This is a genomic window from Streptomyces seoulensis, from assembly GCF_004328625.1.
In the GTDB taxonomy this organism is placed as follows: domain Bacteria; phylum Actinomycetota; class Actinomycetes; order Streptomycetales; family Streptomycetaceae; genus Streptomyces; species Streptomyces seoulensis.
Genome location: NZ_CP032229.1, coordinates 808,708 through 832,401, shown reverse-complemented (window position 1 = coordinate 832,401; position 23,694 = coordinate 808,708). Strand labels below are relative to the sequence as shown.

Genomic DNA, 23,694 nt, shown 5'->3' with positions numbered 1-23,694 from the left:
CACCATCTGCCGGCCCGGTTCGGGCCGTGTCTGCGGGAAGCCCTTGACGCGACGGCCTCCCCGCGCGGATTCTGTTGCGCACAGCGCATGTTGGTGCGCCATGCGGAACATCATGTTACCGAAGCGTTCGTATCCCGGAAGGGGTGCGGATCACTTGGACCTGCCCGGTCCGCCGTGCCTTCAGCCCCTTGCACCTTCGCACCCTCGCATCCCGCCGTCTGCACCTGCCCGGTCCGGACCGAGCGTCCCGGACCGAGAGGAGGCCCCCGTGATCCCCGTCTGCCGTCAGGAAGACCTCCCCGAGGGCGAATCCGTCCGGGTCGACACCGCCCCGCCGATCGCCGTGTTCCGCACCGACGACGGCTCGCTCTACGCCGTCGACGACACCTGCACCCACCAGGACGCCTCGCTCTCCGAGGGCTGGCTGGAGGGCTGTCTGATCGAATGCCCGCTGCACGCCGCCGCGTTCGACCTGCGCACCGGCGTCCCGACCTGCCTCCCGGCCCGGCACGCCCTGCGCACCCACCTCGTCACCGTGGAGGAGGGCGTGATCCACGTCCATGTCACGGTGCGCGAGGGAACGGCCGCCTGAACGCGCCCCCGCGGACAAGGAGTCACGCACATGAGGACCGTGACCATCGTCGGCGCCTCCCTCGCCGGGCTGTACGCCGCACGCGAGCTGCGCGCGCAGGGGTACGACGGCCGGCTGGTCGTCGTCGGCGACGAACCGCACCCGCCCTACGACCGCCCGCCGCTCTCCAAGGACTTCCTGACCGGCCGCGCGGACGAGGACCGGCTCGCCCTGACGGACGCCGAGGAGCGGGCCGGCCTCGACGCCGAATGGCTGCTCGGCGTCCGCGCCCGGGGCCTCGACACCGCCGCCCGCACCGTCCTGCTGGAGGACGGCCGCACCCTGGCCACGGACGGCCTGGTCATCGCCACCGGCGCGAAGGCCCGGCCGCTTCCCGGCGCCCACACCCTGCGCACCCTGGACGACGCCCGCGCCCTGCGCGCCCGGCTCACCGAGGGCCCGCAGCAGGTCGTCGTGATCGGAGGGGGCTTCATCGGCGCCGAGACCGCCGCGTCCTGCGCCGCCCTCGGCCACGACGTCACCGTGCTCGAAGCCGCCCCGCTGCCCCTGCTGCCCCAACTCGGCCCGCAGATGGCCGCCGTGTGCGCCACACTGCACCGCCGGGCCGGCGTACGGTTCCGCACCGGGACCGGGGTCACCGGCCTGCGGCGGACCGGGCCGGCCACGGCCGTGGACCTGGCCGACGGCCACACCCTGAGCGCGGACATCGTGATCGCCGGGATCGGCGCCGTCCCGAACACCGCCTGGCTGGCGGGCTCCACGCTCGCCCTCGGCGACGGCGTGCTCTGCGACGAGGGGTGCGTGACCGCGTCGCCCCAGGTGGTCGCCGTCGGCGATGTGGCCCGCGTGGGCGGCGTACGCGCCGAGCACTGGACCTCGGCCACCGAGCAGCCCCGCGCCGCCGTCACCAACCTGCTCGCCGGGCGCACCCTCGCCACCCCGCACCCGGTGCCCTACTTCTGGTCCGACCAGTACGGGTCCCGCATCCAGTTCGCGGGCCGGTACCGGCCGGGGGACACCGTCCGCGTCACCGAGGGCGAACTCCTGGACGAAGGGCCGGGCGACGACGGCTTCCTGGCCCGCTACGAACGCGACGGCACCACCGTCGCCGTACTCGCGGTGGACCGGCCCCGGCCCTTCACCCGCGCCCGGCGCGAACTCGGCAGGGCGGTCGAGACCGCCACGACATGAGCCCGCGCGGGGCACCCGGGATCTTAAGGGTGGGACAGCCGCTTCGTGCCGGCCCGCCTGGCTATCCGCTCCTGGTCGCGCCGCGCGGTGCGCTCCCGCCGCCGGGCCACCCGGCGCTCCCGGCGGAGCTGCCGGGCCGTGCTGCTGGGCTCGGAGACCACTCCGTACCGCTGGTTCCAGACCTGGCGGGTCACCCAGACGTCGACGACCGCCCAGGTCGCCACCACCGTGCTCGCCACGCTGCTGATCACCATCGGGAACGCCGCCCAGGAGCCGGCGAGCGTGCACAGGAACGCCACCATCGCCTGGATCAGCGTCACCGCGATGATCAGCACGGCCCGCACCGCCGCCGTACGCACCGGGTCGGCCATCCGGCGCCGCCGCGACGGTTCCTCCACCCACAGCGGCCGGTACGCCGCCCGCTGCCGCCCGGCTCTCTCCCCACCCGGCGTACGCGCCGGTGTCCCGCGCTCCGGACCCACCTGGTCCGGAATCCGCGCCGGGCGCTCCGCCGCGCCCGCCTCGGGCGCATCGCGCCGCTCAGCCGTGCCCATCACCGTGTCACTCTCCCCACCGCCGGCCCGCCGCTCGCCCCGGAACCCGAAGGCCCCGACTCCCCAGTGGCTGCCCGGCTTGCGCTGTTTTACGCGGCCGGGGTGAAGGATGCGGCTGGTGTGGCCGATTCCCTCCCCGTCTCCCCAAGTGAACGACGAACCGGGCGCCGCGAAGATTCCCGACTTGTGAAAATTTCCAGCCAACCGGTGTCCGTACTGTTTCGGCCCGCTTCCCCTGGACCCCTCCCGTCACGGCCGCAATCTCCCCCAATGCCCGGACAACTCGCCATCTACCGTCCAACGCAAGGGAGTTCACGCATCAGACGTGTCTTAGAGACACCTCCGGGGCGGTAGTAGGCTCGCGCCGTTCCAAGTCGGACACACGTACCCCGGGTGAGGGGTCGAGCTGGGGGAGGCCATGCGGTTTCGCGGGAAGTCGATCCGCCGGAAGATCGTGGCGCTGCTTCTCGTGCCGCTGGTGGCCCTGACCGTCGTCTGGGCCTTCGCCACCGTGCTGACGGGAAGTGAGGTCGCCCGGTCGCTGCGCGTCTCACGCGCCGTGAAGGAAATCGGCCACCCCACCGAGGACACCGTCCGCGACCTGCAGCACGAGCGCCGGCAGAGCCTGGTCTACCTCGCCGACCCGCGCGCCGCCGACGCCCTCGCCGAGCTGCACCGCTCCCGCACCGCCACCGACCGCGCCCTGGCCGGCCTCCGCGCCAACGCCCGGAACCCCAAGACCCGCGACGCGCTGCGCGGCGAGGACGGCGAACGCCTCACCACCGCCCTCGACGCCCTCGGCGGCCTGGAGTCCCTGCGCCGCAGCGTCGAGGAGCGCACCCTCACCCGCGACGGCGCCCTCGACCTCTACAACCGCCTGGTCGACCCCTGCTACGCGCTGGTCGCCGCGGTCGACGGCGTCGACGACGTGGAGATGGACAAGCAGGCCGGAGCCCTCGTCAACACCGGCCGCGCCCGGGAACTCCTCTCCCGCGAGGACGCCATCCTCGGCTCCGCCCTGGTGGTCGGCAGCCTCTCCCGAGAGGAGGCCCGCGAGGTCTCCGACCTCGTCGCCCAGCGCACCCTCCTCTACGACGTCAGCCTCCCGCTGCTGCCCGCGCCGGAACGCGACCGCTACGAGAGCTACTGGCGCAACGCCACGACCGCGCCCCTGCGGGCGGCCGAGCGCGAGGTCATCGACACCGGCGCCGGCATCCCGCGCGGTGTCACCACCGCGAGCTGGCACGCCGTCGCCGGAGGCGTCCTGGAAGACCTCGGCACCATGGACGACCAGGCCGGCGCCCGCTTCCGCGACCGGGTACGGCCCGTCACCTACGGCGTCATCGCCCAGGCCGCCGTCGCCGGCGTCCTCGGCCTCGCGGCCCTCCTCGTGTCCCTCGTGCTGTCCGTGCGTGTCGGCCGCCGCCTCATCCGCGACCTCAAGCGGCTGCGGACCGAGGCCCACGAGGCGTCCGCCGTCCGGCTGCCCCACGTGATGCGCCGCCTCTCCGCGGGCGAACCGGTCGACGTGGAGAGCGAGGTGCCCCGGCCCGAGTACGACCAGAACGAGATCGGCGAGGTCGGCCGCGCCCTCAACACCCTCCAGCGGGCCGCCGTCGAGGCCGCCGTGAAGCAGTCCGAGCTGCGCGCCGGGGTCTCCGAGGTGTTCGTCAACCTCGCCCGCCGCAGCCAGGTGCTGCTGCACAAGCAGCTCACCCTGCTGGACACCATGGAGCGCCGCACCGAGGACACCGACGAACTCGCGGACCTCTTCCGGCTGGACCACCTCACCACCCGCATGCGCCGCCACGCCGAGGGCCTGGTGATCCTCTCCGGCGCCGCCCCCTCCCGCCAGTGGCGCCGCCCGGTCCGGCTGATGGACGTCGTCCGCGCCTCCGTCGCCGAGGTGGAGGACTACGAGCGCGTGGAGGTACGGCGGCTGCCCCGCGTCGCCGTCATCGGCCCCGCCGTCTCCGACCTCACCCACCTCGTGGCCGAACTGCTGGAGAACGCCACGCTGTTCTCGCCCCCGCACACCAATGTGCACGTGGTGGGGGAACGGGTCGCCAACGGCTTCGCGCTGGAGATCCACGACCGGGGCCTCGGCATGACCGCCGAGGCGCTGCTCGACGCCAACCTGCGGCTCGCCGAGACCCCCGAGTTCGAGCTGTCCGACACCGACCGGCTCGGCCTGTTCGTGGTCAGCCGCCTCGCCCGCCGCCAGCACGTACGCGTCTCGCTCCAGCCGTCCCCCTACGGCGGCACCACGGCCGTCGTCCTCATCCCCGACGCGCTGCTCACCGACGACGCCCCCGACACCAACGGCATCGGCATCCGGCTCGGCGACCTCTCCAAGGAGACCCAGCGGACCAGGGAACGCGGCACCGCCCGGCCCGTGGAACGCGACGAACCGGCCGAGCCGGGCGCCGGCGTGGACCGCCCGGCCCTGGACGCTCCCGCCGAGGAGTTCCCGAGCGTGCTGGCGGAGGAGGACAGCGAACTCGGCGGCATCTTCCGCGCCCGCAGCCTCGCCCCCGCCGACGTCCACGACCCGGCCGGGCTCGTCCCGCCGCCCCGGCGCGAGCCGCCGAAGCTGGTCAGCTCGCACGGCGAGCCCGTCGCCGCGCAGGGCGAACCCTTCGGCGCCGAGGCCGACGGCCCCCCGCCGCTGCCCACCCGCCGCCGGGGCGACTCCGGCCGGCGTCCCACGCCGAGGACCGCCCGCACCGCCACCGCGGACCGGCCCGAGGCCCCGCCCGCCGAGGCCGAGGCGCTGCCCCCGGAGCTGCCGCGCCGGACCCGGACCGGCCCGGACACCCCCGACCCGATCAGCGCGGCGGCCGCCCACGCGGCCCCCGCCCCCGCCGACCCGGCGCCCGACGGCACCGCCCCGCTGCCCAAGCGTGTCCGCCAGGCCAACCTGGCGCCGCAGCTGAGGCGCGAGCCCGACCGGCGCCCCGAGAACACCTTCGAGCCCGCCGTACGCGACGCCGACGAGGTGCGCTCGCGGATGGCGTCGCTCCAGCGCGGCTGGGAGCGCGGCCGTGAGGAGAACGCTGAGGGCGACCGAGCCCACAGCGGCACAGCACAAGGAACGACTGAGGGAGACGGTCGATGACCGCACCGAACGCGACCGGCCACACGGACAGCAAGAAGAACAAGAAGAAGGAGCTGAACTGGCTCCTCGACGACCTGGTCGACCGGGTCGCCAGCATCCGCAAGGCCGTCGTCCTGTCCGGCGACGGCCTGGCCATGGGCGTGTCCACCGACCTGACCAGGGAGGACAGCGAGCACCTGGCCGCCGTGGCATCGGGCTTCCACAGCCTCGCCAAGGGGGTGGGCCGCCACTTCGAGGCGGGCAACGTCCGGCAGACCGTGGTCGAGCTGGACGACGCCTTCCTCTTCGTCACCGCCGCCGGCGACGGAAGCTGCCTCGCCGTGTTCTCCGACGCCGACTCCGACGTCGGCCAGGTCGCCTACGAGATGACGCTGCTGGTCAAGCGGGTCGGCGTCCATCTGGGCAGCGCCCCGCGCAGCGAGCCGCCCGTAGGCGGGTAGTCGGACGACATGAGCGGAGAGGGTCAGAGAAGCGGCGGCCACTGGTTCGACGACGAGGCGGGTCCTGTGGTCCGCCCGTACGCCATGACCCGTGGCCGCACCAGCAGCCCCGGCCAGCACGTCCTCGACCTGATCGCGGTCGTCGTCACCGAACCGGACGCCGGCGACCCCGAGGACGATCCGACGCTGGCGCCGGAGCATGTGGAGATCGTCGGCCTCTGCCGGGACGAACCGCAGTCGGTCGCCGAACTCGCCGCCGGACTCGATCTGCCCGTAGGAGTCGTACGCGTCCTCATCGGGGACCTCGTGCACGCCGAACTCGTCCATGTGACGCGCCCGGTGCCCCCGGCCGAGCTGCCGGACGAGAGTATTCTGCGCGACGTGATCGACGGCCTCCGGGCGCTGTGACCAGCGCGGAAGTGGGGTAGTGACGTGACAGGCTGGGAGTTCTGGGTCGACCGGGGCGGCACCTTCACGGACATCGTCGCGCGCCGCCCCGACGGCGCCCTGCTCACCCGCAAGCTGCTCTCCGACCACCCCGCCCGGTACGCCGACGCGGCCGTGGCGGGCGTCCGCGCGCTCCTCGACGGCTCCGGCGAGCCCGTCGAGGCGGTCAGGATGGGCACCACCGTCGCCACCAACGCGCTGCTGGAGCGCAAGGGCGAGCGCGCCCTGCTGGTGATCACCCGCGGCTTTCGCGACGCCCTGCGGATCGCGTACCAGAACCGCCCGGACATCTTCGCCCGCCACATCGAACTGCCCGAGCAGCTCTACGAGCGCGTGATCGAGGTGGACGAGCGGATCGCCGCCGACGGCACCGAACTGCGCGCCCCCGACCTGGCCGCCCTGGAGGGCGAGCTGCGCCGGGCCCACGAGGACGGCATCCGCGCGGTCGCCGTCGTCTGTCTGCACAGCCACCTCCACCCCGGCCACGAGCGGGCCGTCGGCGAGCTGGCCGAGCGGATCGGCTTCCCGCAGATCTCCCTGTCCAGCGAGGTCAGCCCGCTGATGAAGCTGGTCCCGCGCGGGGACACCGCCGTGGTCGACGCCTACCTCTCGCCCGTGCTGCACCGCTACGTCCGGCACGTCGCCGACGAACTGCGGGACGTGCGGCTGATGTTCATGCAGTCCAACGGCGGGCTCACCGAGGCCGGGCAGTTCCGCGGCAAGGACGCCGTGCTGTCCGGGCCCGCCGGGGGCATCGTCGGCATGGCCCGCATGTCGGAACTGGCCGGACACCACCGCGTCATCGGCTTCGACATGGGCGGCACCTCCACCGACGTCTCGCACTTCGCCGGGGAGTACGAGCGCGTCTTCACCACCCGGATCGCGGGCGTCCGGCTGCGCGCCCCCATGCTGGACATCCACACCGTCGCCGCGGGCGGCGGCTCCGTCCTCCACTTCGACGGCTCCCGCTACCGGGTGGGCCCCGACTCGGCCGGAGCCGACCCAGGCCCGGCCTGCTACCGCGCGGGCGGCCCGCTCACCGTCACCGACGCCAACGTCATGCTCGGCCGCATCCAGCCCGCCCGCTTCCCGGCCGTGTTCGGCCCGGGTGGCGACCAGCCGCTGGACACCACCGCCGTCCGCGACGGCTTCGCCGCGCTCGCTCGCGAGATCCGGGCGGCCACCGGCGACGACCGCACCCCGGAACAGGTGGCCGAGGGATACCTGCGCATCGCGGTCGCCGGCATCGCCGGCGCGATCAAGCGGATCTCCGTCCAGCAGGGCCACGACGTCACCCGCTACGCCCTCACCACCTTCGGCGGCGCCGGGGGCCAGCACGCCTGCAAGGTCGCCGACGCCCTCGGCATCCGCACCGTCCTGGTGCCGCCCATGGCCGGTGTCCTCTCCGCGCTCGGCATCGGCCTCGCCGACACCACCGCGATGCGCGAGCAGTCCGTCGAGGCACCCCTCACCGAGGCGGCGATGCCCGGCGTCCGCGACACCGCCGACGCGCTGGAGGCCGCCGCCCGCGCCGAACTCCGCGCCGAGCACGTGCCGGAGAACCGCGTCCGCACCGCCCGCCGCGCCCAGCTCCGCTACGACGGCACCGACACCACCCTCACCGTCGACCTCACCGCACCCGATGCCATGCGGCGCGCCTTCGAAGAACGACACCGCGCCACCTACTCCTTCACCCTGGACCGCGACATCGTCGTCGAAGCCCTCTCCGTGGAAGCCACCGGCCTCACCCCGCCCCCCGATCTCTCCGCCCTCGCCCCGTACGAAGGCACCCCCGCCGCACCCGACGCCGTCCGCCTGCACACCGGCGGCGCCTGGCGCGACGTCCCCCTGCACCGCCGGGAGTCCCTGCCGCCCGGCCACACCGTCACCGGCCCCGCGATCGTCACCGAGGCCGGCACCACGACCGTCGTCGACGAGGGCTGGCAGGCCACCGCGAACGACCACGGACATCTGGTGATGGAACGGACGGTCGTCACGGAGAGTTCCCGGCCCGACACGGAAGTCGACCCGGTCCTGCTGGAGGTCTTCAACAACCTCTTCATGTCCGTCGCCGAGCAGATGGGCGCCCAGCTGGAGTCCACCGCCCAGTCGGTCAACATCAAGGAACGCCTGGACTTCTCCTGCGCCCTGTTCGACCCGGACGGCAATCTGGTGGCCAACGCCCCGCACATCCCCGTCCACCTGGGTTCCATGGGCACCAGCGTCAAGGAGGTCGTCCGCCGCCGGGGTGCGCGGATGCGGCCCGGCGACAGCTACGCCGTCAACGACCCGTACCACGGCGGCACCCACCTGCCCGACGTCACCGTGATCACCCCGGTGTTCGGCGGCGGGCCCGGTGACCCCGAGATCCTCTTCCATGTCGCCTCGCGCGGACACCACGCCGAGATCGGCGGCATCGCCCCCGGCTCCATGCCGGCGGGCAGTCGCACCATCGAGGAGGAGGGCGTCCTCTTCGACAACTGGCTGCTCACCGAGGACGGCCGCCTGCGCGAGGAGGAGACCCGGCGCCTGCTCACCGACGCCCCCCACCCCTCGCGCAACCCCGCCACCAACCTCGCCGACCTGCGCGCCCAGATCGCCGCCAACCGCAAGGGCGCCGACGAACTGGGCCGCATGACCGAGGAGTTCGGCCTCGACGTGGTCCAGGCGTACATGCGGCACGTCCAGGACAACGCCGAGGAATCCGTCCGGCGCGTCATCGACGCCCTGGACGACGGGGAGTACGCCTACGAGACCGACTCGGGCGCCGTCATCCGGGTCCAGGTGCGGGTCGACCGGGCCGCGCGCCGGGCCACCGTCGACTTCACCGGCACCTCCGCCCAGCTCGGCACCAACTTCAACGCCCCCTCAGCCGTCGTCCACGCGGCCGTGCTGTACGTCTTCCGCACCCTGGTCGCCGACGACATCCCACTCAATGACGGCTGCCTGCGCCCCCTCGACATCGTCGTACCGCCCGGCTCGATGCTCGCCCCCGAGGCGCCCGCCGCCGTGGTCGCGGGCAATGTGGAGACCTCCCAGGCCATCACCGGCGCCCTCTACGCCGCGCTCGGCGTCCAGGCCGAGGGCTCCGGCACGATGAACAACGTCACCTTCGGCAACGACGACCACCAGTACTACGAGACGATCGCCTCCGGTTCGGGTGCGGGCGACACCTTTCCGGGCGCCGATGTGGTGCAGACCCATATGACCAACTCCCGCCTCACCGACCCCGAGGTGCTGGAGTGGCGACTGCCCGTCCGGCTGGACGAGTTCGCGGTACGGCGGGGGAGTGGCGGCGCCGGACGGCAGCGGGGCGGGGACGGCGCGGTGCGCCGCATCCGCTTCCTGGAACCGATGACCGTCTCCGCCCTCTCCCAGCACCGCCGCGTCCCCCCGTACGGTATGGCGGGCGGCGCACCCGGCGCCCTCGGCGCCAACCGGGTCGAGCACGCCGACGGCACGGTCACCGACCTGGGCGCCAGCGGCTCGGCCGAGGTCGCGCCCGGAGACGTACTCGTCGTCGAAACCCCTGGTGGCGGCGGCTACGGCACGCCACCGGACGACCCCGCCCGACACTGACATCCACGCCCACACCCGACCCACCGATCCCCACCGATCCCCACCGAGCAGGAGAAGCGAGCGATGGTCTTCGAGCGACGAGCTGAACGCGGCAAGCCCCCCGTCGAGCCCGTCACGCTCAAGATCCTGGTGGCCGGAGGGTTCGGCGTCGGCAAGACCACCATGGTCGGCGCGGTCAGCGAGATCCGGCCGCTGCGCACCGAGGAGGTGCTGACCGAGGCCGGACGCCCCGTCGACGACACCGATGGCGTCGAGGGCAAGCGCACCACCACCGTGGCCATGGACTTCGGCCGCATCACCCTCCGCGCCGACCTCGTGCTCTATCTGTTCGGCACGCCCGGCCAGGAGCGCTTCTGGTTCATGTGGGACGAGCTGTCCGAGGGCGCGCTCGGCGCGGTCGTCCTCGCCGACACCCGGCGCCTGGAGGACTGCTTCGCCGCCGTCGACTACTTCGAGCGCCGGTCCATCCCCTTCGTGGTCGGCGTCAACTGCTTCGAGGGGGCCGCCCGTTACCCGGCGGAGTCGGTCCGCAAGGCGCTCGACCTCGACCCGGACGTGCCGGTGCTGCTGACCGACGCCCGCGACCGGGAGTCGGTCAAGGCCGTCCTGATCGGCGTCGTCCAGCACGCCATGGATTTGGCCGCCGAACGCCGCCGCGCCCTCGCCACCTGACCCACCGGGCGCCCCGCCCCACCCGTCCCACCGGCACCCCGCGACACGCCCGCCGTCATCGGATACAGTCCGCGCGTGTCCGAGATTCAGCAGCCGGCCGCCAACTCCGGTCCCGGTTCCCACTGTTCGAGCTGCGGGGCCCCCTACGGGGACGGCGTCACCGGCTGGCCGCGCACCTGCCCCGCCTGCGGCACCACCGCCTACCGCAACCCCCTGCCGGTGGCCGTCGTGCTCCAGCCCGTGTACGACACCCACGGCGCCGCCCTGGTCGTCATCACCCGGACCGTCGCCCCGCAGCTCGGCGGGGTCGCGCTGCCCGGCGGGTTCGTCGACGACCGCGAGGACTGGAAGCACGCCGCCGTCCGCGAACTGCGCGAGGAGACCGGCATCGAGGCCGACGCCCGCGACCTGCGGCTGGTGGACGCCATGAGCTCGCCCGACGGCCATCTGCTCCTCTTCGGACTCCTCCCCGAACGCCCCGCCGACGCGCTCCCGCCCTCCGCCGCCACCGACGAGACCGAGGGCTGGCATCTGCTGCGCGGCCCGGAGGAACTCGCCTTCCCGCTGCACACCCTGGCCGTCCGCGCCTGGTTCGAGGGCCGCTACTGACCGGTGGCGGCCCCGCCGAGCCCCCGTACCCGCACCGGCCGGGACGGCTCGGCGGGGGCGCCGTCCGTCTCCCGGGTGACGACCACGCGGGTCCCGTCCCAGCGGGTCACGTACCGCTCGATCCCCCCGGTGTCGGGCACCACCAGAGCGCCCCCGGCCCGCCCCGGCGCGGGCGCCCACACCTCCAGCTCCAGCGCGCCGTCCGCACCCCGCACCGGCACGACGGCACCCGCGCGCGCGAGCACCGGAATCCGCCCCCGGGGAGCCTCCACCAGCACCTGCCCCGGCCCCTCGTACGCCCGCTCCGTCACCGTGTCGTACCAGCGCCCCCGAGGAAGCCGCACCGCCCGCCGCTCGGCGCCGGGGTCCAGTACGGGCGCCACCAGCAGGCTGTCACCCAGCAGGAACGCGTCCTCGCAGTCCCGCAGCGCCCGGTCCTCCGGTGCCCCCCACCACAGCGGCCGCACGGCGGGCGCCCCCGTCCACCGGGCCAGGTGCGCCAGCGTCACGAAGTACGGCACCAGGCGCCGCCGTTCGAGCAGCGCCACGCGCGCGTGCCCCAGCACCTCCGCCCCGAACTCCCACGGCTCCCGCCCCGCACGCGCGCTCGTGCGCGTACGGAACAGCGGCAGATACGAGCCGAGCTGGAACCACCGCAGATACAGCTCCGGCGACACATCACCGCCGGACCCGCCGACATCCGTCCCCGTGTACGGCACCCCGCACAGACCCAGCCCCAGCACCAGCGACAGCGACGCCCGGAGCGCCGGCCAGCCCGTCCCCATGTCGCCCGGCCAGATGCCGCCGTACCGCTGGGTGCCGGCCCAGCCGGACCGGGAGAGCACGAAGGGCCGCTCCTCGGGCGCGAGTTCGCTCAGCCCCTCGTACGCGGCGCGTGCCATGCACAGGGCGTCCAGGTTGTGCGCCTCCCGATGGTCGCCGCCGGCCCCCTCCAGGGCGTGCCGGGCCGAGCGGGGCAGGGGCGGCTCGCCGAACGCGTCCCGCGCGGAGGGCTCGTGGGCGCCGTGCCAGAACCCGGCGAACCCCTGCTCCAGCCGCTCCTCGTAGAGCCCGCCCCACCAAGCGCGCGCCCGCGCGTGCGTGAAGTCCGGGAACACCGCCTCACCGGCCCGCCCCTCACCCCGTACCGTCCGCCCCGACGCGTCCCGCACGAACGCGTCCACGGCCGAGCCGCCCTCGTACACCGGGTCGCCCGGCATCACCCGCACCGCCGCGTCCACGGCCGACACCAGCCGCACCCCGTCCCGGCGCATTTCCTCCGCGAGCACCGGCAGCTTGGGGAAACGGTCCTGGTCGACGCTGAAGGGGCGCCCCACGTCGTGGTGGCCGGCGTCCAGGTGCACGGCGTCCAGGGGGAGATCGCGCTCCTGGTATCCGGCGACGATCGCGCGTATCTCCTGCTCGCCGGTGAAGTCCCGTGCGTGCTGGTGCCCCAGCGCCCAGGCGGGCGGCAGCGCGGGCGCGCCGGTCAGCGCCGCCCAGGCACCGAGCACGCGCGCGGGGATGCCCACGATCACCCAGGAGCGCAGCGGACCCCCGTCCATGCGTATCTCGCAGCGCCCGGCCCGGTCGTGCCCGGAACCGGCGCCCTCCTCGCCCTCCCGCAGGACGACCGTCCCGTCCCAGGGCGTGTCGTGGAACACCAGATGCGCCGCGGCGTCCGCCACCACGAGCTGTACCGGTATCGCCACGGGTGTCGCCCCGTTCCACAGCCGGTACGCGCCGTCGCGCAGCCGAGGCCCCGAGGTCCGCCCGCCCAGCCCGAAGAACCGGGCGTCCGCCGCCACCTCCGCCCGCTGCGTCCAGCGCGCCGCACCCCCGCCCAGCGGCTCCCACCAGCGCGGCGGCAGCTCCCGGCGCAGCACGAGACCACCGGGCGTACGGATCTCCACCGCGCCGTGCCGGGACACCACGACGGTCACCCGCTCGGCCACCACCTGCCAGCCGCCGTCCTTGTCCGGCTCCAGCACCACCCGGGGATCTGCCTCGGGCGTCCCGCCGGCGAGCGCGTACGACGGCTCCGGACCCGCCCCGTCCCAGCCGAGGAACACCGCCCCGCCGACCGCCACCACGATCCGAAGCTCCGAACGCGCGAACCGGATGACCCCGCCGCCGGGCCCCGGCTCCGCCTCCCGCAGCTCACCCGGCACCCGCGCCCGCTCCGCGCCCCTGGGCGGCAGCCCCACGGCGTCGCTGCGCCTGCGGTGCCAGGCGGCCCGCACCGCCCGCATCCCCCGCGTGGCGCGCCCCGCGCCGACCCCGTCCCACGAACGCACCAGGTCACGACCGTTCATGCTGCTCACCCTGTCACTGTGCGCGCCACGCGCGTGTGCCGTTCAACTGCCGTTCACCGTGGTGGGACCACATCGTTGACACACGCACCATGTGGGGGCGTGCCCTGGTGCCGAAGTCGATCACATGGCATCGTCCCTGTCAGCCCTGTCCCGCGCACTCCTCAGCCGTGTGCGGACGACGCAACGACGCGTACAGTCCGGGAGCCGCATCATGTCCACCGAGCATCCGCAGCCGCTCTGGCAGCCCACCGACGAGCGGATCGCCCGTGCCCGCATCACCCGGTTCCAGGCATGGGCCGCCGAGCACCACGGCGCCCCCGCCGAGGGCGGCTACCCGGCGCTGCACCAGTGGTCCGTCGCCGAGCCGGAGGACTTCTGGACGGCCGTCACCCGGTGGTTCGACGTCCGCTTCGCCACGCCCTACGCGCGCGTGCTCGGCGACCGCGCCATGCCCGGCGCCGCATGGTTCCCCGGCGCCACCCTCAACTACGCCGAGCACGCCCTGCGCGCCGCCGCAGACCGCGCCGACGAGCCCGCCCTGCTGTACGTCGACGAGACCCACGAGCCCCGCCCGGTGACCTGGGCCGAGCTGCGCCGCCAGGTCGGCGCGCTCGCCGCCCACCTGCGCGGTCTCGGCGTCCGCCCCGGCGACCGGGTCAGCGGCTACCTGCCCAACATCCCCGAGGCGGTCGTCGCCCTGCTCGCCACCGCCGCCGTCGGCGCGGTGTGGACCTCCTGCGCCCCGGACTTCGGCGCCCGCAGCGTCCTGGACCGCTTCCAGCAGGTCGAGCCGGTCGTCCTGTTCACCGTCGACGGCTACCGCTACGGCGGCAAGGAGCACGACCGCCGCGAGACCGTCGCCGAACTCCGCCGCGAACTGCCCACCCTGCGCGCGGTCGTGCACATCCCGCTGCTCGGCACCGACACCCCCGAGGGCGCCCTCGACTGGGCGGAGCTGACAGCCGGCGACACCGAGCCGGTCTTCGAACAGGTCCCCTTCGAACACCCGCTGTGGGTGCTGTACTCCTCCGGCACCACCGGCCTGCCCAAGGCGATCGTGCAGTCCCAGGGCGGCATCCTCGTCGAGCACCTCAAGCAGCTCGGCCTGCACTGCGACCTGGGCCCGGAGGACCGTTTCTTCTGGTACACCTCGACCGGCTGGATGATGTGGAACTTCCTCGTCTCCGGCCTGCTCACCGGCACCACGATCGTCCTGTACGACGGCAGCCCCGGCTACCCCGACACCGGCGCCCAGTGGCGCGTCGCCGAACGCACCGGCACCACCCTCTGCGGCACCTCGGCCGCCTATGTCATGGCCTGCCGGAAGGCGGGCGTCCACCCGTCCCGCGACTTCGACCTCTCCACCGTCCAGTGCGTCGCCACCACCGGCTCCCCGCTGCCCCCGGACGGCTTCCGCTGGCTGCACGACGAGGTCCGTGAGGACCTGTGGATCGCCTCCGTCAGCGGCGGCACCGACGTCTGCTCCTGCTTCGCCGGAGCCGTCCCCACCCTGCCCGTGTACACCGGCGAACTCCAGGCCCCCGGCCTCGGCACCGACCTCCAGTCCTGGGACCCGGGCGGCGAGCCGCTGGTGGACGAGGTGGGCGAGCTGGTCGTCACCAACCCCATGCCGTCCATGCCGATCCGCTTCTGGAACGACCCCGACGGCAGCCGGTACCGCGAGAGCTACTTCGACACCTACCCCGGCGTGTGGCGGCACGGCGACTGGATCACCGTCACCTCACGCGGCTCGGTGATCATCCACGGCCGCTCCGACTCCACCCTCAACCGCCAGGGCGTCCGCATGGGCTCCGCCGACATCTACGAGGTCGTCGAGCGCCTCCCGGAGATCAAGGAATCCCTGGTCATCGGCGTCGAACAGCTCGACGGCGGCTACTGGATGCCCCTCTTCGTCCACCTCGCCCCCGGCGCCGAACTGAACGACGCCCTGCGGGACCGCGTCAAGAAGGCCATCCGGGAGCAGCTCTCGCCCCGGCACGTCCCGGACGAGATCATCGAGGTCCCCGGCGTCCCGCACACCCTCACCGGCAAGCGCATCGAGGTCCCGGTCAAACGCCTCCTCCAGGGCACCCCGCTGGAGAAGGCGGTCAACCCCGGCTCCATCGACGACCTGACCCTGCTCGGCTTCTACGAGCAGCTCGCCCGCAAACGCGCCTGACCCCGCCTCAGCCCCCGTAGGTGGCCTCGGACTCGCCCAGCACGGCCGCGAAGTCCGAGGCCAGCCGCGCCGCCTCCACCGCGTCGAGATCCGTCGTCGTGATCCGCACCCCCGGCGCCGACGCCAGCCGGAACCGGGCCCCGGCCGCGACCCACCAGCCGCGCGACCGCAGCCCGTTCACCACGGCCGACTCGTCCCGCACCGGCACCCAGAGGTTCATCCCGCTCCCGCAGTGCGCCGGGACGCCCCGCTCTCCCAGCTCCCGGGCCAGCGCGGTCCGGCGCAGCGCGTACTCCGCACGCGCGCGTGCCACCAGCGCGCCGGTGTCCGGGTCCGTGAGCAGGCCGTACACCGTCTCCTGGAGCAGATGACTGACCCAGCCCGAGGTCAGCAGCAGCCGCCCGTCGTGCCGGGCCAGCGTCACCGGGTCGCAGGCGGCCGCCGCCCACCGCAGGTCGGTGCCGAGGAACTTGCTCACCGTGCGGACGTGCGCCCAGCGGGCCAGACCCGCCGTGGCCAGCGAGTACAGGGGTGCGCCGGCGATGTCGGAGGCGTGGTCGTTCTCCACCACCAGCACCTCCGGCGTCTCCCGCAGCACCTCGGCCAGCGCGTCCCGGCGCGCTGCCGAGAAGGCCCCGCCGAACGGGTTCTGCGCCCGTGGACTGAGCACCACCGCGCGCACCCCGGCGCGCAGGGCGCCCCGCAGCTCCTCCGGGCGCATGCCCTCGCCGTCCACCGCGACCGGCACCGCGCGCAGACCCAACGCCGCGACGAGGTCCAGCAGATGGTGATATCCGGGGTCCTCCATCGCCACCGCGTCCCCCGGCCGCAGCTCGGCCGAGAGCACCCGGCCGACGAAGTCCAGCGCCCCGTGCGCGAACGTCACATGCTCCACCGGCACCCCGTCCGCGCCCATCCACTCGCGCACCGCGTCCTCCAGCCGCGCGAGCCGGGGACTGGAGCGGTGCGAGCGGACCCCGGGGGAGAGGCGCGAGGGGGGCACCAGTGCGGGCAGCAGCGCCGGATCGGGGTGCCCGCCGGCCAGGTCCCGCAGGCCCTCCGGCACCTTGGGCGGGCGCCGGGACGCCACCGAAGGGGCCTGTGCCACGACCGTCCCGCCCCGGCCGAGGGTCACCACGATCCCGCGCCGCCGCAGCTCCTTGTACGCCGTGGCCACGGTGCCCGGACTCACCCCCAGCCCCTCCGCGAGCCGCCGCACCGGAGGCAGCGCCGCCCCGGGCGCCAACCCGCCCTCGGACACGCCCTGTTCGACGGATCGCGTAATCCCCTTGGCGGTCGTACCGCTGATCTCATATTGTGTTGCCACGTAGCTGATTATGTATCAGTACATACATCGAGGCAAGGGGGAACCGTGGCCGCGAAGCCCGGCGCAGCCAACCACCGAGCACGCGTCCCGGGAGGCCGCGACGGACGCCGGATGCTCGCCGTCACCCTCCTCGACCGCATCGGCAGCGGCCTGTGGGCCTCCGTCTCGGTCCTGTACTTCACCTACGTCTCCCACCTCTCCGCCGCCCAGGTCGGCACCCTCGCCGCCGTCGCCGGCGCCCTCGGCATCGCGGGCGCCCCCCTCGGCGGCCGCCTCGCCGACCGCTTCCGGCTCACCCACGTCCTGATCGCACTCCAACTCCTGCGCGCCGTCGCCTCCTTCGCCCTCCTCACCACCGACCACTACGGCCTGCTCGTCGCCTACTCCGCGCTCGGCGCCCTCGGCGACCGCGCCGCCAGCATCCTCACCAAGCTCTACGCCACCCGCGTCGCCGGACCCGACCGCGTCCGCTACCAGGCCGTCAACCGCACCGCCGCCAACGCCGGCTGGGCCCTCGGCGGCCTCGCCGCGGCCGCCGCCCTCACCCTCGGCACCACCACCGCCTACCGCTGGCTCCTCACCGGCGACGCGCTCTCCTTCGTCCTCGTCGCCCTCCTCACCCTCACCTGCGCCGAACCCCCCTCCGCGAGCCGCGTCGCCGCCACCGCCGAGGGCGCCCCGGCCACCCGCCCCCGCACCCCCTGGCGCGACCGCACCTACCTCGCCTACGTCGGCACCGAGACCGTGCTCTTCCTCGACGACACCTACTTCAAGATCGGCCTGCCGCTCTGGATCGCCCACACCCCGGGCATCCCGCACGGCCTCGCACCCCTGCTGGCCGTGCTCAACAGCGTGCTGGTCGTCGCCTTCCAGGTGCCGCTCGCCCGCTTCGGCACCACCACCGAGGCGTGCCGCCGGCTCCTCGTCCCGCTCTCCGCCCTCTTCGCCCTGGGCGGCCTCACCATGACCCTCTCCGCCACCGGAGACCCGGTCCGCGCGACCTGCCTGCTCACCGCCTCCGCGACCCTCTTCACCCTCGCCGAGATGCTGCACGCCACCGTCTCCTGGGAACTCTCCGTCGCCCTCGCCCCCGACGACGCCCAGGGCGCCTACCTCGGCGTCCACGGCCTCGCCCAGGCCGCACAGCGCTCGCTCGGCCCCCTCGCCGTCACCGCCGCCCTCACCCTCGGCCCCCTCGGCTGGACCGTCTTCGGCACCGCCATCGCCCTGACCTGCGGAATCCAGCACCGCCTGATCCGCGACCGGCTCCGCCCGACCCCGTTGTCAGTGCCCCCGGTTACGGTGAGTGAGCACTGATCGACAGCGCACACCACGGGGGAACACCATGGCACGCACCGACCACCAGACCATGCGACGCGTCCTGCGCCGCGAGATCGCGGGCACCGTCGGCCTGCTCACCGACGAACACGACTTCCACGCCATGCGGCGCTACCGCAGCTTCACCTTCGACGACCACACCACCTACCTGCGCCAGATGGAAGCCGTCCTCAAAACCCGCGCCGCGCAAGGCAGTCACACCGCGCTCGCCCTCTTCGACCCCGACGAGTACGCCGAGTTCTGCACCGCCACCGGCATCGACCCCGAAGCCCCCGCCAGCCGAGGCCGCTTCACCGCCGAACTCGCCGCCCTCGGCCCCACCATCCCCTACGAGGGCGAACCCCTCACCGCACTCCTGCCCGCCCTCGTCGGCGAAGCCGTCCGCCAGGCCACCTGGGAGTACGCCACCACCCTCCTGACCCGCCTCGGCCCCTGCGCCACCTGCGGCGAGGACATCGGCCGCGCCGCCTTCATCCGCGCCTCCGCCCTCCTCGCCCGCGTCCTGGAGACCGCGCCACCCGGCGCCCAGCACCTCGTGTGCAGCGTCGCCGGACCACCCGAAACCCTCGTCGCGGTCCTCCACGCCGACGCGGACGCGGACGGCACCGCCGAACCCGACCAGGCCGAAACCCTCGAATTCACCAGCGTCCTCGCCCTCGGCCTCGCCACCCGCAGCCCCGGCGGCCTCGTCATCCGCGTCAGCGCCCCCGACCGCCCCGACCGGGTCCACGGCTGGCGCCTGCGCGCCGGACACCTCCAGCCACTCACCGCCTCCGAGGTCTTCGACGCCTACTGCACCGACATCGACACCGGCGACCTCATCGCCCCCGAATCAGGCGTCGACTACCGCGCCGCCCCCGACCTCACGGACGGCGACCAGGAGAACCGGGGACACCACCACTGAGAACGCGCCAGGGGCGTCCCACCCGAAGGATGGGACGCCCCTGACCACAAGCGCTCACGTGCGCGCGGGAACCGGCTACTCGCCGGACAGCACCGCCTGAGCCGCCGCCCGCGCCTCGTCCGCACTGTCCGCCGTACGCGCCGCCGCCGCGGCCCGCTCGCACTGCGCCAGCGTGTGCTTCGCCAGCGTCGCCCGCACATACGGGATCGACGCCGCACCCATCGACAAGGAGGTGACACCCAGACCCGTCAGCACACACGCCAGCAGCGGGTCGGACGCGGCCTCACCGCACACCCCGCAGCTCTTGCCCTCGGCCCGCGCCGCCTCGGCGGACAGCGCGACCAGGTCGAGCAGCGCGGGCTGCCACGGGTCCTGGAGCCGCGACACCGCACCCACCTGGCGGTCCGCCGCGAACGTGTACTGCGCCAGGTCGTTCGTGCCCAGCGACAGGAACTCGACCTCCCGCAGGATCGACCGCGCCCGCAGCGCGGCCGACGGGATCTCCACCATCGCGCCGTACTTGGCGTGCAGCCCCGCCTCCCGGCAGGCGTCCGCGAACGCCTTGGCGTCGGCACGGTCCGCCACCATGGGGGCCATGACCTCCAGGTGCACCGGCAGACCCTCGGCGGCCTTCGCCAGCGCGGTCAGCTGCGTCCGCAGCACCTCCGGGTGGTCCAGCAGCGTCCGCAGCCCCCGCACACCGAGCGCCGGGTTCGGCTCGTCCGCCGGCGTCAGGAACTCCAGCGGCTTGTCCGCGCCCGCGTCGAGCACCCGCACCACGACCCGGCCCTCGGGGAACGCCTCCAGCACCTGCCGGTAGGCCGTCACCTGCTTCTCCTCGGACGGCGCGTTCTTGCTGTCGTCCAGGAACAGGAACTCGGTACGGAACAGACCCACACCCTCGGCCCCGGCCTCCAGCGCGGCCGGCACGTCCGCGGGTCCGCCGATGTTGGCCAGCAGCGGCACCTTGTGCCCGTCCGCCGTCACACCGGGACCGCTCGACGCGGCCAGCGCGGCCTTCCGCTCGGCGGCGGCCGACTCCAGCCGGGCCGTCGTCTCACCCGTCGGGTTCACGAAGATGTCGCCCGAGCTGCCGTCCACCGCGATGACCGTGCCCTCCGGCAGCTCACCGGCGCCGGGCAGCGCGACCACGGCCGGCACCCCGAGCGCCCGCGCCAGGATGGCGCTGTGGCTGGTCGGCCCGCCCTCCTCGGTCACGAAGCCCAGCACCAGCGCCGGGTCCAGCAGCGCGGTGTCGGCGGGAGCCAGGTCACGGGCCACCAGTACATAGGGGTGGTCGCTGTCCGGCACACCCGGCATCGGCACACCGAGCAGCCGCGCCACGATGCGGTTGCGCACGTCGTCCAGATCGGCGACCCGCCCCGCCAGGTACTCACCGGCGTTGGCCAGCAGCTCCCGGTACGCCGCGAACGCGTCGTACACCGCGCGCTCGGCGGTGCTGCCCACGGCGATCCGCCGCTCCACGTCGGACATCAGCTCGGGGTCCTGGGCCATCAGGGCCTGGGCCTCCAGCACGGCCTGCGCCTCGCCGCCGGCCAGGTTGCCGCGCGCCGTCAGATCGGCGGCCACGGCGTCCACGGCCTGCCGGGCACGGCCCTGCTCGCGCTCCGCGTCCTGCGCCGGGATCTGCTTGGCCGGCGGCTCGAGCACCGCCGTGCCCATGTGCCTGACCTCGCCGATCGCCACACCGTGGCTCACACCGACGCCTCGCAGCGTTGTCTCCATCTCACCGTCTCCGCTAATGCGGCGGCCCCCGCCGCCGCGTTGGTTGTCGTACATGCCGTAGGACGGCCGAGCCGTCAGGACAAGGAGATCAGGACCAGGAGAAGAGGCTGTCGCCGGTCTTCACGTCACCGCTCTCGCGCAGCTCGGCGAGGGACTCGGCCGTGGCCTCGAGCGCGACGACGGGACAGATGGGGGACTTGCCGGCGGTCTCGACCGCGGCCGGGTCCCAGCGCACGACGGCCTGGCCGCGCGCGACGGTGTCCCCCTTGTTCACGAGCAGCTCGAAGCCCTCGCCGTTGAGCTGGACCGTGTCGATGCCGAGGTGCACGAGCACACCGTGCCCGCTCTCGTCGACCACGACGAACGCGTGCGGGTGCAGGGAGACCACGACGCCGTCCACGGGGGACACGACCTCGGAGGGCTCACGTACCGGGTCGATCGCGGTACCGGGGCCCACCATGGCCCCGGAGAAGACCGGATCGGGCACGTTGGCCAGTCCGATGGCGCGTCCGGCGAGGGGGGACGTCACGTTGGTCATGGGGGGCCTCCCGATGAGTGGGGTAGGTGGCGGTTCCCCAGAGAAGTTAGCAGCTAGTGGTCTAGACCACCATCCTCGGGGGTTTGCGTCGTCGCCGGGACTTGTGTACAGTCATCGTCCTGCCTGAGACCGGGCTGCGCGACAGCGCGCTCACCCTCGGCAGCACCCAAACTCGTCAGATCCTATCTCGGGATCAGTTCTCGCATGCTTGCGAACGACTGGTCAGGGACACGGAAAAACCCTGCTAGAGTTTGGACCGCCGGAAAGGGAAACACCGAAGCGGAAACGCCGGAGTGAAAACCTGGAAAGCACCGAGGAAATCGGATCGGAAAAAGATCTGATAGAGTCGGAAACACCGAAGGGAAGCCCGGAGGAAAGCCCGAGAGGGTGAGTACAAAGGAAGCGACCGTTCCTTGAGAACTCAACAGCGTGCTAAAAGTCAACGCCAGATATGTTGATAACCCCGTCTCCAGTCACTGACTGGGACGAGGTTCCTTTGAAAAAACACAGCGAGGACGCTGTGAACCGTCGGACTATTCCTCCGATGGTTCCGCTCTCGTGTGTGTCGACCGGCTGTATTAATTTACTGGCCGAGTAAACATTCACGGAGAGTTTGATCCTGGCTCAGGACGAACGCTGGCGGCGTGCTTAACACATGCAAGTCGAACGATGAACCACTTCGGTGGGGATTAGTGGCGAACGGGTGAGTAACACGTGGGCAATCTGCCCTTCACTCTGGGACAAGCCCTGGAAACGGGGTCTAATACCGGATAACACTGCGGATCGCATGGTCTGCGGTTAAAAGCTCCGGCGGTGAAGGATGAGCCCGCGGCCTATCAGCTTGTTGGTGAGGTAATGGCTCACCAAGGCGACGACGGGTAGCCGGCCTGAGAGGGCGACCGGCCACACTGGGACTGAGACACGGCCCAGACTCCTACGGGAGGCAGCAGTGGGGAATATTGCACAATGGGCGAAAGCCTGATGCAGCGACGCCGCGTGAGGGATGACGGCCTTCGGGTTGTAAACCTCTTTCAGCAGGGAAGAAGCGAAAGTGACGGTACCTGCAGAAGAAGCGCCGGCTAACTACGTGCCAGCAGCCGCGGTAATACGTAGGGCGCAAGCGTTGTCCGGAATTATTGGGCGTAAAGAGCTCGTAGGCGGCTTGTCACGTCGATTGTGAAAGCCCGAGGCTTAACCTCGGGTCTGCAGTCGATACGGGCTAGCTAGAGTGTGGTAGGGGAGATCGGAATTCCTGGTGTAGCGGTGAAATGCGCAGATATCAGGAGGAACACCGGTGGCGAAGGCGGATCTCTGGGCCATTACTGACGCTGAGGAGCGAAAGCGTGGGGAGCGAACAGGATTAGATACCCTGGTAGTCCACGCCGTAAACGGTGGGCACTAGGTGTTGGCGACATTCCACGTCGTCGGTGCCGCAGCTAACGCATTAAGTGCCCCGCCTGGGGAGTACGGCCGCAAGGCTAAAACTCAAAGGAATTGACGGGGGCCCGCACAAGCAGCGGAGCATGTGGCTTAATTCGACGCAACGCGAAGAACCTTACCAAGGCTTGACATACACCGGAAAGCATCAGAGATGGTGCCCCCCTTGTGGTCGGTGTACAGGTGGTGCATGGCTGTCGTCAGCTCGTGTCGTGAGATGTTGGGTTAAGTCCCGCAACGAGCGCAACCCTTGTTCTGTGTTGCCAGCATGCCCTTCGGGGTGATGGGGACTCACAGGAGACTGCCGGGGTCAACTCGGAGGAAGGTGGGGACGACGTCAAGTCATCATGCCCCTTATGTCTTGGGCTGCACACGTGCTACAATGGCAGGTACAATGAGCTGCGAAACCGTGAGGTGGAGCGAATCTCAAAAAGCCTGTCTCAGTTCGGATTGGGGTCTGCAACTCGACCCCATGAAGTCGGAGTTGCTAGTAATCGCAGATCAGCATTGCTGCGGTGAATACGTTCCCGGGCCTTGTACACACCGCCCGTCACGTCACGAAAGTCGGTAACACCCGAAGCCGGTGGCCCAACCCCTTGTGGGAGGGAGCTGTCGAAGGTGGGACTGGCGATTGGGACGAAGTCGTAACAAGGTAGCCGTACCGGAAGGTGCGGCTGGATCACCTCCTTTCTAAGGAGCACTTCTAGG

16 protein-coding genes and 1 rRNA gene are annotated in these 23,694 nt (G+C 72.5%); 12 read left to right on the top strand and 5 right to left on the bottom strand.

The window, feature by feature from the left end:
- Window positions 1-268: 268 nt before the first annotated feature.
- A complete protein-coding gene (locus D0Z67_RS03900; protein WP_031180246.1) occupies window positions 269-592 on the top strand; it encodes a bifunctional 3-phenylpropionate/cinnamic acid dioxygenase ferredoxin subunit in 324 nt (107 codons plus the stop codon).
- A 30-nt stretch (window positions 593-622) separates the two neighbouring features.
- Window positions 623-1,783, top strand: coding sequence for an NAD(P)/FAD-dependent oxidoreductase (locus D0Z67_RS03895; protein ID WP_031180247.1), 1,161 nt, complete (start codon window positions 623-625; stop codon window positions 1,781-1,783).
- A 23-nt stretch (window positions 1,784-1,806) separates the two neighbouring features.
- Here D0Z67_RS03895 and D0Z67_RS03890 read toward each other — a convergent pair whose 3' ends face one another.
- Window positions 1,807-2,337 (bottom strand): hypothetical protein, encoded by a 531-nt coding sequence (locus D0Z67_RS03890; protein ID WP_031180248.1) that lies wholly within the window; start codon window positions 2,335-2,337, stop codon window positions 1,807-1,809.
- A gap of 418 nt (window positions 2,338-2,755) precedes the next feature.
- On the opposite strand from D0Z67_RS03890, the gene D0Z67_RS03885 reads away from it, so the two are divergent.
- The 6 genes from D0Z67_RS03885 to D0Z67_RS03860 all read left to right on the top strand — a co-directional run bounded on the left by D0Z67_RS03885 (window position 2,756) and on the right by D0Z67_RS03860 (window position 11,202).
- Window positions 2,756-5,455 carry a sensor histidine kinase gene (locus D0Z67_RS03885; protein ID WP_031180249.1) on the top strand — a complete coding sequence of 900 codons (2,700 nt, stop codon included), beginning with the start codon at window positions 2,756-2,758 and terminating at the stop codon, window positions 5,453-5,455.
- Window positions 5,452-5,895: a roadblock/LC7 domain-containing protein gene (locus D0Z67_RS03880; protein WP_031180250.1), complete on the top strand. Its 444-nt coding sequence runs from the start codon at window positions 5,452-5,454 to the stop codon at window positions 5,893-5,895. The genes D0Z67_RS03885 and D0Z67_RS03880 overlap by 4 nt, the downstream gene beginning before the upstream one ends.
- Window positions 5,896-5,904: 9 nt before the next feature.
- Complete coding sequence (locus D0Z67_RS03875; RefSeq protein ID WP_031180251.1) at window positions 5,905-6,303, top strand: DUF742 domain-containing protein; 399 nt, start codon at window positions 5,905-5,907, stop codon at window positions 6,301-6,303.
- A 24-nt stretch (window positions 6,304-6,327) separates the two neighbouring features.
- Window positions 6,328-9,921: a hydantoinase B/oxoprolinase family protein gene (locus D0Z67_RS03870; protein WP_031180252.1), complete on the top strand. Its 3,594-nt coding sequence runs from the start codon at window positions 6,328-6,330 to the stop codon at window positions 9,919-9,921.
- 63 nt (window positions 9,922-9,984) lie between these two features.
- Window positions 9,985-10,593, top strand: a complete 609-nt coding sequence (locus D0Z67_RS03865) for a GTP-binding protein (protein WP_031180253.1) — start codon at window positions 9,985-9,987, stop codon at window positions 10,591-10,593.
- Window positions 10,594-10,668: 75 nt separating this feature from the next.
- Entirely contained in the window at window positions 10,669-11,202 is a 534-nt protein-coding gene (locus D0Z67_RS03860; protein ID WP_031180254.1) for an NUDIX domain-containing protein, read from the top strand.
- On the opposite strand, the gene D0Z67_RS03855 is transcribed toward D0Z67_RS03860, so the two are convergent.
- Complete coding sequence (locus D0Z67_RS03855; RefSeq protein WP_031180255.1) at window positions 11,196-13,517, bottom strand: glycoside hydrolase family 31 protein; 2,322 nt, start codon at window positions 13,515-13,517, stop codon at window positions 11,196-11,198. The genes D0Z67_RS03860 and D0Z67_RS03855 overlap by 7 nt on opposite strands.
- 211 nt (window positions 13,518-13,728) lie before the next feature.
- On the opposite strand from D0Z67_RS03855, the gene D0Z67_RS03850 reads away from it, so the two are divergent.
- A complete protein-coding gene (locus tag D0Z67_RS03850; RefSeq protein WP_031180256.1) occupies window positions 13,729-15,696 on the top strand; it encodes an acetoacetate--CoA ligase in 1,968 nt (655 codons plus the stop codon).
- Window positions 15,697-15,703: 7 nt separating this feature from the next.
- Here D0Z67_RS03850 and D0Z67_RS03845 read toward each other — a convergent pair whose 3' ends face one another.
- On the bottom strand, window positions 15,704-17,023 hold the full coding sequence (locus D0Z67_RS03845) for an aminotransferase class I/II-fold pyridoxal phosphate-dependent enzyme (RefSeq protein ID WP_037774567.1): 1,320 nt from the start codon (window positions 17,021-17,023) through the stop codon (window positions 15,704-15,706).
- Window positions 17,024-17,068: 45 nt separating this feature from the next.
- On the opposite strand from D0Z67_RS03845, the gene D0Z67_RS03840 reads away from it, so the two are divergent.
- Window positions 17,069-18,340, top strand: a complete 1,272-nt coding sequence (locus D0Z67_RS03840) for an MFS transporter (RefSeq protein ID WP_275935445.1) — start codon at window positions 17,069-17,071, stop codon at window positions 18,338-18,340.
- Between the two features lie 28 nt (window positions 18,341-18,368).
- Window positions 18,369-19,265: a hypothetical protein gene (locus D0Z67_RS03835; protein ID WP_031180259.1), complete on the top strand. Its 897-nt coding sequence runs from the start codon at window positions 18,369-18,371 to the stop codon at window positions 19,263-19,265.
- Window positions 19,266-19,340: 75 nt separating this feature from the next.
- On the opposite strand, the gene ptsP is transcribed toward D0Z67_RS03835, so the two are convergent.
- Together ptsP and D0Z67_RS03825 are read right to left on the bottom strand one after the other, a co-directional pair.
- Window positions 19,341-21,011 (bottom strand): phosphoenolpyruvate--protein phosphotransferase, encoded by a 1,671-nt coding sequence (ptsP, locus tag D0Z67_RS03830; RefSeq protein ID WP_031180260.1) that lies wholly within the window; start codon window positions 21,009-21,011, stop codon window positions 19,341-19,343.
- 88 nt (window positions 21,012-21,099) lie between these two features.
- A complete protein-coding gene (locus D0Z67_RS03825) occupies window positions 21,100-21,549 on the bottom strand; it encodes a PTS sugar transporter subunit IIA (protein ID WP_031180261.1) in 450 nt (149 codons plus the stop codon).
- 601 nt (window positions 21,550-22,150) lie between these two features.
- Here D0Z67_RS03825 and D0Z67_RS03815 point away from each other — a divergent pair.
- Window positions 22,151-23,676: ribosomal RNA gene (locus tag D0Z67_RS03815) — 16S ribosomal RNA — on the top strand.
- Window positions 23,677-23,694: the final 18 nt, after the last annotated feature.